11 protein-coding genes are annotated in these 13,138 nt (G+C 63.5%); 8 read left to right on the forward strand and 3 right to left on the reverse strand.

Annotated features, from left to right (window positions below; translation table 11 throughout):
* Window positions 1-109 precede the first annotated feature (109 nt).
* Complete coding sequence (locus tag RYZ20_RS00565; RefSeq protein ID WP_317669934.1) at window positions 110-319, forward strand: hypothetical protein; 210 nt, start codon at window positions 110-112, stop codon at window positions 317-319.
* An 83-nt stretch (window positions 320-402) separates the two neighbouring features.
* Here RYZ20_RS00565 and gatB read toward each other — a convergent pair whose 3' ends face one another.
* The 3 genes from gatB to pepN form a co-directional block, all read right to left on the reverse strand.
* Window positions 403-1,920 carry an Asp-tRNA(Asn)/Glu-tRNA(Gln) amidotransferase subunit GatB gene (gene gatB, locus RYZ20_RS00570; protein ID WP_317669935.1) on the reverse strand — a complete coding sequence of 506 codons (1,518 nt, stop codon included), beginning with the start codon at window positions 1,918-1,920 and terminating at the stop codon, window positions 403-405.
* Window positions 1,921-1,983: 63 nt separating this feature from the next.
* Window positions 1,984-2,397, reverse strand: coding sequence for a hypothetical protein (locus tag RYZ20_RS00575; protein WP_317669936.1), 414 nt, complete (start codon window positions 2,395-2,397; stop codon window positions 1,984-1,986).
* 171 nt (window positions 2,398-2,568) lie between these two features.
* Window positions 2,569-5,127 (reverse strand): aminopeptidase N, encoded by a 2,559-nt coding sequence (pepN, locus tag RYZ20_RS00580; protein WP_317669937.1) that lies wholly within the window; start codon window positions 5,125-5,127, stop codon window positions 2,569-2,571.
* 196 nt (window positions 5,128-5,323) lie between these two features.
* On the opposite strand from pepN, the gene RYZ20_RS00585 reads away from it, so the two are divergent.
* The 7 genes from RYZ20_RS00585 to RYZ20_RS00615 all read left to right on the forward strand — a co-directional run bounded on the left by RYZ20_RS00585 (window position 5,324) and on the right by RYZ20_RS00615 (window position 13,138).
* Entirely contained in the window at window positions 5,324-6,169 is an 846-nt protein-coding gene (locus tag RYZ20_RS00585; RefSeq protein ID WP_317669938.1) for a bifunctional allantoicase/(S)-ureidoglycine aminohydrolase, read from the forward strand.
* A 179-nt stretch (window positions 6,170-6,348) separates the two neighbouring features.
* Complete coding sequence (locus RYZ20_RS00590) at window positions 6,349-7,842, forward strand: nucleobase:cation symporter-2 family protein (protein ID WP_317669939.1); 1,494 nt, start codon at window positions 6,349-6,351, stop codon at window positions 7,840-7,842.
* 183 nt (window positions 7,843-8,025) lie between these two features.
* Window positions 8,026-9,189, forward strand: a complete 1,164-nt coding sequence (locus tag RYZ20_RS00595) for a peptidoglycan glycosyltransferase FtsW (RefSeq protein WP_317669940.1) — start codon at window positions 8,026-8,028, stop codon at window positions 9,187-9,189.
* Window positions 9,190-9,194: 5 nt separating this feature from the next.
* Entirely contained in the window at window positions 9,195-10,301 is a 1,107-nt protein-coding gene (locus tag RYZ20_RS00600) for a UDP-N-acetylglucosamine--N-acetylmuramyl-(pentapeptide) pyrophosphoryl-undecaprenol N-acetylglucosamine transferase (protein WP_317669941.1), read from the forward strand.
* Window positions 10,298-11,713, forward strand: coding sequence for a UDP-N-acetylmuramate--L-alanine ligase (gene murC, locus RYZ20_RS00605; protein WP_317669942.1), 1,416 nt, complete (start codon window positions 10,298-10,300; stop codon window positions 11,711-11,713). Before RYZ20_RS00600 ends, murC begins: the two co-directional genes overlap by 4 nt.
* A gap of 4 nt (window positions 11,714-11,717) precedes the next feature.
* The gene (locus RYZ20_RS00610; protein WP_317669943.1) at window positions 11,718-12,902 is read left to right on the forward strand and encodes an APC family permease; all 1,185 of its coding nucleotides are present in this window, start codon (window positions 11,718-11,720) and stop codon (window positions 12,900-12,902) included.
* Window positions 12,899-13,138: a DUF2484 family protein gene (locus tag RYZ20_RS00615; RefSeq protein ID WP_317669944.1), complete on the forward strand. Its 240-nt coding sequence runs from the start codon at window positions 12,899-12,901 to the stop codon at window positions 13,136-13,138. The genes RYZ20_RS00610 and RYZ20_RS00615 overlap by 4 nt, the downstream gene beginning before the upstream one ends.

A 13,138-nucleotide genomic window follows, 5' to 3' on the forward strand; every position in this document is an offset into this window, starting at 1 on the left:
TTGCGAGAGGGGCAAAACCCGCCGATAGTTGCCTCCGGTTGAGTGCGTATGAGGGCAGCATGGTCGCGGCAAGCGAGATCAGGCGGCAGCCGAGATTTCCGATAACGAATTGGGGGAAGAGTTTATCGAGGACGCCGAACTGGTCACTGACGATCAGGCGGGCACCTCTGAGCGGATCGCTGCGGGTTGGCGTCTGTCGGAGCGGCTCGCGCGGGTGGGTGCGGACGTGATCGAGGCGATCCGGTTTGTCGGAAGTTTCCGCTCGGGGCTGACAGCCGTGTATGACTTGGTCGCAGTGATCTTCAAGCTTCTTCTGTAGAGGCGCGGGCCGCAGCGGGTTCTAGCCCCGAAAACGCCAAAGGCGCCCTTGCTGGGGCGCCTTTGTTTTTGATCTGCGGAGGCTTAGAGGCCGAGTTTTTGCAAGACCAGCGCGTTGACCGCTGCCGGGTTGGCTTTGCCGCCGGTGGTTTTCATCACTTGCCCCACGAACCAGCCTGCAAGCTTGGGGTTCTGCTGCGCTTTTTCGACCTGCTGCGGGTTGGCGGCGATTACCTCGTCCACGGCGGCCTCGATGGCGCCGGTATCGGTGACTTGCTTCATGCCGCGCTCTTCGACGATCTTCGCCGGATCACCGCCCTCGGTATAGACGATCTCGAACAGGTCTTTCGCGATCTTGCCCGAGATGTCGCCCGATTTGATCAGCGCCACGATGCCGCCAAGCTGCGCGGGCGAGACAGGGCTTTCGCCGATCTCGTGGCCTTCCTTTTTCAGGCGGCCAAAGAGTTCGTTGATGACCCAGTTGGCCGCGCCCTTGCCGTCGTCGCAGACAGCCACGACCTGCTCGAAGTAATCGGCGTTCTCGACCTCGGCGGTCAGCACCGAGGCGTCATATTCCGACAGGCCAAGGACACTGACGAAGCGCGATTTCTTTTCGTCCGGCAGTTCGGGCATATCCGAGGCGATGTCGTCCACCCAGGCTTGCTCGATCTCCAGCGGAAGCAGGTCGGGGCAGGGGAAGTAGCGATAGTCGTGCGCCTCTTCCTTGGAGCGCATCGAGCGTGTCTCGTTCTTGTCGGGGTCGTAAAGGCGGGTTTCCTGCACGACCTTGCCGCCATCCTCGACGATGGCGATCTGGCGGCGTGCCTCGTATTCGATGGCGGCCTGAATAAAGCGCATCGAGTTCATGTTCTTGATCTCGCAACGCGTGCCAAGCACACCGAAATCACCGGTCTCGATGAATTTCTCATAGTCGCCCGGCTTGCAGATCGACACGTTCACATCGGCGCGCAGGTTGCCGTTTTGCATGTTGCCGTCGCAGGTGCCCAGATAGCGCATGATCTGGCGCAGCTTGGCGACATAGGCGGCGGCCTCTTCGGGGCCACGGATGTCGGGGCGCGAGACGATCTCCATCAGCGCCACACCGGTGCGGTTGAAATCGACGAAGGACATATGCGGGTCCATGTCGTGGATTGACTTGCCCGCGTCCTGCTCAAGGTGGATGCGTTCGATCCGCACGCGGCGCGCGACACCCGGGCCCATATCGACGATCACTTCGCCTTCGCCCACGATGGGGTGGTAGAGTTGCGAGATCTGATAGCCCTGCGGCAGGTCGGGGTAGAAATAGTTCTTCCGGTCAAAGGCCGAGAACAGGTTGATCCCCGCCTTCAGGCCAAGACCCGTGCGCACGGCTTGTTCGACGCAATATTCGTTGATGACAGGCAACATGCCGGGCATGGCCGCGTCCACGAAGGCCACGTTCGAGTTGGGTTCCGCACCGAAGGTCGTCGAGGCGCCCGAGAAGAGCTTCGCGTTCGAGCTGACCTGCGCGTGGATCTCCATACCGATCACGAGTTCCCAGTCCGATTTTGCACCGGCGATGGTTTTGGGCTTCGGGGCCTCGAAAGCGAGATGGTCGAGCATGTCCTGATCCTGTTTGAAACGGGTTGAGACGCTTCTAGGGCAGGGGCGCGGCGGGGGCAAGCCTCAGGCGAGCGAGACACCACGCGCTTGCAGTTCGCGTTTCAGGCGACGCGCGGGCGGAAGCGCCGCCGACGGTAGTTCGATCCGGTTGCCGTCGCTCATCAGAAGCGTGCATTCGTCAGGGGCAAAAACGCCGCTGCGGATCTGCGCGCTGCGGATCCACGCCAGCGGGATGCGGCGGATCAATTTGTTATCCGAGTAAATATCTATCGAGCCGCCGCGCAGGCTTAGCCCGTCCGAAGGGTTGCGCATCAATTGCCAAAGAACAATCGCCAGATACAGCCCCACCGGCACCCACGCCCAAAGCGCGGCTTGCGCCAGCAAAACGGCGCAGGCGGTAAACAGCCCAAACCCGAGCGCAAGATAGTTGGCGGGGCGGCGAGCCTGCAGGCGATATTCGAAGCTGTCCATCATCATGGGCGGAATTTACCATGATTTCCGCGCGCCGATCCACGGTTTGCTGGGCGGATTGGTGCTCAGGGCCGGACAGAATTTGCCGCCCGTGCGCTTTGTTTCAATGGTGCGGATGATCGGCCAAAGGGTCGCATCGGCGGGCGGCGGTGTTGCTGTCTACCGCCCGCCGATTCGCTATCCCAGAAGTCGCGCGGTCATTTCCGAGAGGTCTCGGCTCAGCCCTTCAAGTGTGCTGATCCGGTGCAGCTCGGCGCGGATTTTGGCCTGTCGGTCCGCATCGAACCGCGCCCATGTCTCAAACGCCGTGGACATGCGCGCCGCCGTTTGCGGGTTGAGCGGGTCAAGCCGGATCAGCCAGTCGGCATAGAAGCGATACCCCGCCCCGTCGGCACGGTGGAAACCCGCCTGATTGGCGGCCAGACCGCCCAGAAGGGCGCGGAAGCGGTTGGGGTTTTTCCAGTCGAACAGCGGATGCGCGGCCAGTTCGGCGGCACGCTCGGGCGCGGTTTCGGGGGGGGCATAGGCGACCTCGGCCATGAACCATTTATCCATCACCAGGCGGTCGCCCTTGAAGCGCTCGTAGAAAGCCGCACTTGGGGCAGCACCCTTGCCCGCTGCGATCAACAGGCCAAGCGCGCCGATCTGATCGGTCATGTTGGTAGCCGCCTCGAAATGGGCGAGCGCCAGCGCGCCGCCATCCAGCGCCGTCAGATAGCGCAGGCAGGCCAGACGCAGCGCGCGCTTGCCAGCATCCTCAGCGGCGGGTGAAAAGGCCCCGTCGAGCGCGTTATCGGCGTAAAGCCGCGTTAGCGCGGGTTCATGCGCCTCACCCAGAGCGCGGGTAAGCGCCATGCGGGCCGCGTGAATCGCCTGAGGATCGGGCGTTATCCCTTTGTCGAACAGAGATTTTCCGATCTCATCATCGCCCGGAAGCGCAAGGCAAAGCGCGCGGAAGGAAGGCTCGGGCGCAGGGTCGGCCAGAAGGGCGCCAAAGGCGTCGATGAAGGGGCGCGCGGTGGACGGGGCCGCGCCTTGTGCGAGAGCCTCCAGCGCCTCGCGGGCCAGCGCGCGGCCCGCCTCCCAACGGTTGAACGGATCGGTATCATGGGCAAAGAGAAACGCGCGGTGGTCGGGTGTGTCCGCCTCGGCCTCAAGCATGACGGGGGCCGAGAGCCCACGCAGAACCGACGGCACAGGGCGCGCGGCCAGACCGTCGAAGGTGAAGCTTTGCCGGGCTTCGGTCAGCTCCAGCACCTGCTCGGGCAGGGCTTCGCCACCGTTCGCGCGCAGTAGGGCCACGCGGATCGGGATGACGCGGGGTGCTTTGTCGGGCTGACCGGGGGTGGGGGCGGTGGACTGGCGGAAGGTCAGGGTAAAGCGACCATCCTGCCAACTTTCCGACCAGATCAGGCGCGGCGTGCCCGCATCCGTATACCAGCGCTTGAACTGCGCCAGATCGCGGCCCGAGGCCGCTTCGAAAACGCTAAGCCAGTCCTCGATCGTGCAGGCCTGCCCGTCGTGGCGGTCGAAATAAAGCGATTTGCCACGCTCCCAAGCCGCGTCCCCGATCAGGGTGCGCAACATGCCGATCAGCTCGGCGCCCTTTTCGTAAACGGTGGCGGTGTAGAAGTTGTTGATCTCGATATAGGCGTCGGGGCGAACGGGATGCGCAAGCGGGCCTTGATCCTCGCGGAACTGGCGCGCGCGCAGGGCCATCACATCGTCGATCCGCTTGACCGCGCCTTTGCGCACATCGGCGGTAAAGCTTTGGTCGCGATAAACCGTCAGCCCCTCTTTCAGGCAAAGCTGGAACCAGTCGCGGCAGGTGATGCGGTTGCCCGTCCAGTTGTGGAAATACTCATGCCCGATCACGGCTTCGATGCGTTCGTAATCAAGGTCGGTCGCGGTTTCGGGGGAGGCCAGAACCAGCTTGGAGTTAAAGATATTCAACCCCTTGTTCTCCATCGCGCCCATGTTGAAATCATCAACGGCAACGAGGTTGAAGATGTCGAGATCATAGGCGCGGCCCCAGACGGCTTCGTCCCACTCCATCGAACGGATCAGCGCCTCAAGCGCGAAATCGCAGCGGTCCTCATCGCCCTCGCGCACCCAGATGCCAAGATGGACCTTGCGGCCCTCCATCGTGGTGAACTCGCCCGCGACCTCGCGCAGATCGCCGGCCACAAGCGCGAACAGATAGGCGGGTTTGGGCCAGGGGTCGTCCCATTCGGCCCAGCCATCGCCCGAGGCCACAGGGTTGCCGTTCGACAAAAGCACGGGCTGCGCGCCTTCGATCCGCACGCGGAAGGGGGCCATCACATCGGGGCGGTCGGGGTAGAAGGTGATCTTGCGAAAGCCCTCTGCCTCGCACTGGGTGCAATACATGCCTTTCGACATATACAGCCCCTCCAGAGCGGTATTGCTTTCGGGCGCGATCTCGACCTCTGTCTCAAGGGTAAAGCGCCCTTCGGGAAGGGCGGCGGGGTGGATCGTCAGCCCCGTCTTGCTCAGCAGGTAATCCGAGCCAGTCAACGCCGCGCCGTCGATCCGCGCGGAAATCAGCCGCAACTCCTCGCCATCAAGGCGCAAAGGGTGCCCCGCCTCGGAGGGCGAGATCGTCAGGCGCGCATGGACCCGCGTCGCCTGCGGCGCAAGGCAGAAGCGCAACTCGACCTGATCTATCTCGAACGGGTAGGGGCGGTAGTCGGACAGGCGGATCGTGCTGTCGGTCATGATGGTTCCTTCGCGCTGATTTGCGGCGCGAGGGTATTGGCGCGCGTAGGGGGGTTCAAGGGGCGCCGGAAGGGTAGCGTTTGGGATTATCTTGTTTTGCGCGATAATTCTTCAGAAAATTCCGGTTAACAAAATTGTTGGAAAGTGACGCCGCAGGGCGTTTCATCTGGCAACGCTTTTGAAAAGGCCCGCGCCGATGTCCAAGACCCCTTATTACGCCCCGACGGGTGGCCTTCCGCCGCAGACGCAGATCCTGACGGATCGGGCGATGTTCACCGATGCCTATGCGGTGATCCCGAAGGGCACGTTCAGCGATATTGTCACCAGCTATCTGCCGTTCTGGAAGGATGCGCGGTTCTGGGTGATCGCGCGTCCCCTGTCGGGCTTTGCCGAGACCTTCTCGCAATATATCGCCGAGGTGGCGCCGGGGGGCGGGAGCGATGCGCCCGAACAGGACGCGGGCGCCGAGGCGGTGATCTTTGTGGTCGAGGGGGCGCTGGAGTTGACCTTCGGGGGGGCGGTGCATCACCTTGAGGCGGGCGGCTATGCCTATCTGCCGCCCGCGTGCGACTGGTCGCTCTGGAACCGTTCGGCGGCGCCAGTGCGCTTTCACTGGATACGCAAAGCCTATCAGGCGGTGGACGGGATTGATTTGCCCGAAGCCTTTGTCACCAACGAACGCGACATTGCGCCGACCCCGATGCCTGACACGAACGGTGCGTGGGCCACGACGCGCTTTGTCGATCCGGCGGATATGCGCCACGACATGCATGTGACGATCGTGACCTTTCAGCCTGGCGGCGTGATCCCCTTTGCGGAAACCCATGTGATGGAGCACGGGCTGTATGTGCTGGAAGGGAAAGCCGTCTACCGGCTCAATCAGGATTGGGTCGAGGTCGAGGCAGGCGATTTCATGTGGCTGCGCGCTTTCTGCCCGCAGGCTTGTTACGCGGGCGGGCCGGGGCCATTCCGCTATCTGCTTTTCAAAGACGTCAATCGCCACATGCCGCTGACCGGCGCTGGGCTGTCGCGACGGGGGTGACGCAAGCATAACGGGCTTTGCCCGCACGAAACCGATACCCGCGCGAAAGACGCGGACGGATTACAGGCCATCGGGTTTGCCCGATGGTTCACGCCAGTCGCAGCCCGACAATCTGGTCAAAAGAAACCGGATCAGTCTGCGGCTTCATAGGGATACGACAAGACAGAGGGAGGAATGTAATGTCGTCTGAACCCAACGGGAGCGCGGTCAACGAGATGTTGCCGCCAGCCAAGCTGTTCACGCTTGGCCTACAGCATGTGCTGGTGATGTATGCCGGCGCCATCGCGGTGCCGCTTATCATCGGGCGTGTGCTGAAACTCGATCCTGAATCGGTAGCCTTTCTGATCTCGGCGGACCTGTTCGTCTGCGGGATTGTCTCGATCATCCAGTCGCTTGGCGCATCGCCCCTGTTTGGTATCCGTCTGCCGGTGATGATGGGGGTGACGTTTGCCTCTGTCGGGCCGATGATCTCGATCGCGATTGCCCATCCGGGCGCCGAGGGGGCGCGGATGATTTTCGGCGCGATTATCGGGGCAGGCGTCATCGCGATGCTGATCGCGCCCTTGGTCAGCCGGATGCTGCGCTATTTCCCGCCGGTGGTGACGGGGACGATCATTCTGGTGATCGGGGTGACGCTGATGCGGATCGGTATCAACTGGATTTTCGGTCTGCCCGTTGGGCCAACGGCACCGAAGCTGGTCAACCCCGAGCACGCGGCCTGGCTGAACTCGGTCAAGGATCTGGTGGCAACGGGCGCGGTGCCCGAACTGCCCAAGGGGCTGTCGCTGGCGGCAACCGCGCCTAACGCAGCCTATGCGAACCCGTCCAATATCGGTGTGTCGCTTCTGGTGCTGCTGACCGTGCTGGCGGTGGCGCGCTATGCCAAGGGCTTTTTGGCGAATATCGCGGTGCTGGTCGGGATTGCGGTCGGCGGGCTGGCTGCGGCCATGTTCGGCATGATGCAGTTCGGCAAGGTCGCGAATGCCGAATGGTTCGCGATGATTACGCCCTTCCATTTCGGGATGCCGATCTTTGATCCGGTGATGATCCTGACGATGGTTCTGGTGATGATCGTCGTGATGATTGAATCGACGGGGATGTTCCTGGCCCTGGGCGAGATCACCGGCACCAAGGTCACGCGCCCGATGCTGACGGCGGGTCTGCGCACCGATGGACTTGGCACGCTGATCGGCGGGTTGTTCAACACCTTCCCCTATACCTCGTTCTCGCAAAACGTGGGGCTTGTCGGTGTGACGGGCATCCGCTCGCGCTATGTCTGCGTGGCGGGCGGCGCGATCATGGTCGTGCTTGGCCTGATCCCGAAGATGGGCGCGCTGGTCGAGGCATTGCCGACCGCCGTTCTGGGCGGCGCGGGGCTGGTGATGTTCGGTATGGTGGCGGCAACGGGCGTGCGCATTCTGGGCGGCGTCGATTTCAAGACTAACCGTTTCAACCTGTTCGTCGTGGCGATCTCGCTTGGCTTCGGGATGATCCCGCTGGTCGCGCCCGACTTCAAGATGTGGCTGCCCCATGCGATCCATCCGCTGGTGGACTCGGGCATCCTTCTGGCCACGCTTTCGGCTGTGGCGTTGAACTTCTTCTTCAACGGTGCCTCCGAGGCGGATGACGATCAGGCAAAAGATGCCGCGCTGGCGGCAGACGGCGGCCACTAAGCGCCCTCATATCACGAGGCATAAACCCCGGTCGGATCGGCCGGGGTTTACCTTTTTCAAATTGCTGTGCGTGCCGGCAAATTGGCCGCGTTCTTCCCCTATGCAGGGACAAGATTTTGGGCTATTCTGCCACCCAGACCCGGAAAACGGGCAGATTTTGAGGCAGATAGGCGGTATTATCCCATGACGGAAATGGCTTTCGGCACCGTTCCGGTGCGCGCGGGTGAACCTGTTCTTCCCAAATGGTGGCGCACCATCGACCGATGGACGCTTTCGGCCATTCTGGCGCTGTTTGGCGTGGGAATGCTTCTGGGATTGGCGGCGTCCGTGCCTCTGGCCGAGAAAAACGGCCTTGAAGCCTTTTACTACGTCAAGCGGCAGGCGTTTTTCGGCGGGCTGGCGCTTGCGGTGATGGTGGGCATCTCGATGATGGGACCAAAGCAGGTGCGCCGCCTTGGTGTCATCGGCTTTGTTGGCGCGTTTATCGCCATTCTGGCGCTGCCGGTGATCGGCACGGATTTCGGCAAGGGGGCGGTGCGCTGGCTGTCGTTCGGGTTTGCCTCGGTGCAGCCGTCCGAGTTTTTGAAGCCCGGTTTCGTGATCGTTGCGGCGTGGTTCATGGCCGCCGCGCATGAGGTCGCTGGCCCTCCGGGGCGGCTTTATTCGTTTCTTCTGACCGCGATTATCGTGGTGCTTCTGGCTCTTCAGCCCGATTTCGGTCAGGCCTCGCTGATCCTGTTTTGCTGGGCTGTGATGTATTTCGTGGGCGGTGCGCCGATCTTCCTGTTGTCGGGGATCGCGGGGCTGACCGCGATGGGCGGGTTTTTCGCCTATAACACCTCGGAACATTTTGCTCGCCGGATCAACGGGTTCCTCTCGACCGAGATCGACCCGCGCACCCAGATCGGCTATGCGACCAACGCCATTCAAGAGGGCGGCTTTTTTGGTGTCGGCGTGGGCGAGGGCACGGTGAAGTGGTCGCTGCCCGACGCGCATACCGATTTCATCATTGCCGTCGCCGCCGAAGAATACGGCCTGATCCTCGTCTTGTGCATTATCGCGCTTTATGCGGTGGTCGTGGTGCGTTCGCTCCTGCGCCTGATGCGCGAGCGTGACCCCTTCACCCGCCTTGCAGGCACCGGCCTTGCGGTGGCGTTCGGTATTCAGGCGTTTATCAACATGGGGGTGGCGGTGCGCCTGTTGCCCGCCAAGGGGATGACGCTGCCGTTTGTCAGCTATGGCGGCTCGTCCGTTATTGCCTCGGGGATTGCGCTTGGCATGTTGCTGGCGCTGACCCGCACCCGGCCACAGGGCCAGTTGTCCGATATTCTCTCTCGTAAAAGGTAACTCCGATGACGCGTACGTCTTCCCCCCTTCTTCTGATCGCCGCTGGTGGCACGGGGGGGCATATGTTCCCAGCCCAAGCCCTGGCCGAGGAAATGGCCGCGAAGGGCTGGCGGGTGAAGCTGTCAACGGATGCGCGTGGCGCGCGCTATGCGGGGGGCTTTCCGTCGGCGGTGCAGATCGAGCAGGTGGCCTCGGCGACATTCGCGCGGGGCGGCCCGCTGGCCAAGCTTGCTGTGCCGTTTCGTATTCTGGCTGGCATAGCCAGCGCGGTGGTGCGTAACATGATCGACCGCCCGACGGTGACGGTGGGGTTTGGCGGCTATCCGACGATCCCCGCGATGGCCTCGTCTTGGCTGCTGCGGGTGCCGCGCGCGATCCACGAACAAAACGGCGTGATGGGGCGGGTGAACCGCGTCTTTGCCCGCCATGTCGATCGCTTTGCCTGCGGCACTTGGCCGACCGATCTGCCCGAGGGGGTGCAGGGCGAACACACTGGAAACCCCGTGCGCGGCGCTGTGTTGGCGCGTCAGGCCTCGCCCTATATTCCGCCCGGCGATTATCCGATGTCGATCCTCGTGATCGGTGGCTCGCAAGGGGCGCGTATTTTGTCGGATGTCGTGCCCGCTGCGATTGCCGCGCTGCCCGGCGCGGTGCTGGCCAATTTGCGTGTGGCCCATCAGGCGCGCGACGAGGATGGCTTGCGCGTGACCGATGCTTATGCCGCCGCTGGCATCCACGCCGAGGTCAAACCCTTCTTTGCCGATGTGCCGCGCCGCCTGTCCGAGTGCCAGTTGGTGGTCTCGCGCGCGGGGGCGTCATCGGTCGCGGATATTTCCGTCGTCGGGCGGCCCGCGATCCTTGTGCCTTATGCGGCGGCTGCGGGCGACCATCAAAGCGCCAACGCCAAGGGGCTGGCCGGAGCAGGGGGGGCGATTGTGATCCCCGAACGCGAGCTGACGCCCGAAACGCTGACCCGTGAAATCCTGCGCGTGCTGGACAATCCCGCCGGAGCCGAGCAAATGGCCCGTGCGGCCCTTGGCTACGGCATCCCCGACGCCAGCACCCGCCTTGTCGCCCTTGTCGAAGATCTTGCCGGAAAGACGAACGCATGAACGCCACGAAACTGCCCGTTGAACTTGGCCCCATCCACTTTATCGGGATCGGCGGGATCGGCATGTCGGGCATTGCCGAGGTGCTGATGACGCAAGGTTTCCGCGTTCAGGGGTCGGATGCGAAGGCGTCGAAAATCACCGACCGTCTTGCCGCGCTTGGCGCGAGTGTGTTCGAAGGCCAGCGCGCCGAGAACATCGGCGATGCGGCGGTTGTGGTGATCTCGACCGCGATCAAACCGGGCAACCCCGAGCTGGAAGAGGCTCGCAAGCGCGGTCTGCCGGTGGTGCGCCGCGCCGAGATGCTGGCCGAACTGATGCGGCTTCGCTCGAACATCGCGATTGGCGGCACGCATGGCAAAACCACGACCACAACGATGGTGGCGACGCTGCTGGACAAGGGCCATTTCGACCCGACCGTGATCAACGGGGGCATCATCCACGCCTATGGCTCGAACGCGCGGGCGGGGGCGGGCGAATGGATGGTGGTCGAGGCGGACGAAAGCGACGGCTCGTTCAACCGCCTGCCCGCGACCATCGCCATTGTCACCAATATCGACCCCGAGCACATGGAGCACTGGGGCGATTTCGACAAGCTGCGCGACGGGTTCTATCATTTTGTCTCGAATATCCCGTTCTACGGTCTGGCGGTGTGCTGCACCGACCACCCCGAGGTGCAATCGCTGGTGGGCCGTGTGACGGACCGGCGTGTCGTGACCTTCGGCTTTAACGCGCAGGCCGATGTGCGCGCGCTGAATCTGCGCTACGAGGCGGGGGTGGCCCATTTCGACATTGCTCTGCAAGGCGAAGAGGAGCCTTCGGTGATCGAGGGCTGCACTCTGCCGATGCCGGGCGATCACAATGTTTCCAACGCGTTGGCCGCCGTTGCGGTGGCGCGCCATCTGGGCATGAAAAAGGATGAAATCCGCGAGGCTTTGGCGGGCTTTGGGGGCGTGAACCGGCGCTTTACCAAAGTGGGCGAGGTTCTGGGCGGCGTCACCGTGATCGACGACTACGGCCACCACCCGGTCGAGATTGCCGCTGTGCTGAAGGCCGCGCGTCAGGCGATTGCGGGCACTCCGGGCGCGCGCGTGATCGCCGTGCATCAGCCGCACCGCTACACCCGCCTGCATTCGCTGTTTGAAGACTTCTGCACCTGTTTCAACGAGGCAGATGTCGTTGCCATCGCCGAGGTCTATGCCGCCGGCGAAGACCCGATCCAGGGCGCCACGCGCGACGATCTGGTGGCTGGACTGATCCAGCACGGCCACCGTCACGCCCGCGCGCTTCTGGTCGAGGATGACCTCGCACGTCTGGTGCGTGAACAGGCGCGGCCCGGCGATATTGTCGTCTGCCTTGGCGCGGGCACGATTTCGGCCTGGGCGAACGGTCTGCCCGCGAAGCTGGGGAACTGATCCGATGGGGGAGGGGCTGAAGCGACGCCTTGGCCCCTTTCTGCTAACCGCCTATGGCGTGGGCGTCATGGTTGGCGCGGGCATCTATGTGCTTGTGGGGGCGGTCGCGGCCGAGGCGGGTATCTGGGCACCTTTGGCCTTTGTCGCAGCGGGGCTGATCGCGGCGCCCTCGGCGCTGTCCTATGCCGAATTATCCGTGCGCCTGCCCGAAGCGGCGGGCGAGGTCGCCTATGTCGAAGAGGGGCTGCGGCTGCACCGGCTTTCGGTTTTGGTGGGGCTGGCAATTGTTGCCGCGGGGATCATCTCGGCGGCGGCTGTGCTGCGGGGCGGCGCGGGCTATCTGACGCTGGTCGCGCCTGTCGGGCAGGAAGCCGCGATCCTTGGGCTCGGGCTGGCGCTGACAGGGGTCGCGCTGGTGGGGGTTCTTGAATCGGTAGCCTTTGCCGCGATCCTGACGCTGATCGAAATCACAGGGCTTGTGCTGGTTGTCTGGGCGGGGTTCTCGGCGCCTGCGGTGGCGGGCTATCTGGCGCCTCCGGTGATCCCGTGGATGGGGGTGGCGTCCGCGACGGCGCTGGCGTTTTTCGCCTTCATCGGCTTCGAGGATATTGTGAACATGGCCGAGGAGGTGCGCGATCCGACCCGCACCATGCCTCGCGCGATTTTGGCGGCTCTGGCGATCACGACGGTGCTGTATCTGACGGTTTCCACGGCGGCTGTGCGGGCTGTGCCGCAAGGCGCTCTGGCCGGATCGGAAAGCCCGCTCGCGTTGGTCTGGGCGACTTCGGGGCTGGCGGCGGGGATCTTGCCCGCGATCGCGGTGGCGGCGGCTTTGAACGGCGTGCTGGCGCAGGTGGTGATGGCCGCGCGGGTGCTTTTCGGTCTGGGCAAACGCGCCGAGAGCCTGGCGGTTTTCCACCGCGCCCATCCGCGCCTTGGCACGCCGGTTCTGGCGACGGTGCTGGCGGGTGGGTTGATGCTGATCGCGGCGCTGATGCTGCCTGTCTCGGCACTGGCCGAGGCGACCTCGGTCACGCTTTTGTCGGTGTTCGTGCTGGTGAACCTGTCGCTTGTCTTTCTCAAGCGGCGTGCGCCCGAGGCACCTTTTCGCGTGCCGATGGCAGTGCCGGTCTTTGGCGGGCTGGCATCGGCGATGGCTCTTGGGTTCGCGATTTGGGGGGTGGTATGAGTTCTTCGTTGATCGCGGCCTGTCTCTGGGCTGTTCTTGCGACCATTATTGCCCTGGCGCCAAGCCGGTTTCACTGGCCTGCGGCCTGGACGTTGATCGCGATCGGTGTGCCGCTTCTGGGCTGGGTGACCTATGAGAACGGACCGATCTGGGGGCTTTTGGTGCTGGCGGGCGGGATGAGCGTGCTGCGCTGGCCGGTGAGATACGCGCTGCGCGCCATTCGTGAGCGGTTTTAG

Origin of the sequence: Pseudothioclava alba (genome assembly GCF_033100795.1) — a bacterium.
In the GTDB taxonomy this organism is placed as follows: Bacteria; Pseudomonadota; Alphaproteobacteria; order Rhodobacterales; family Rhodobacteraceae; genus Pseudothioclava.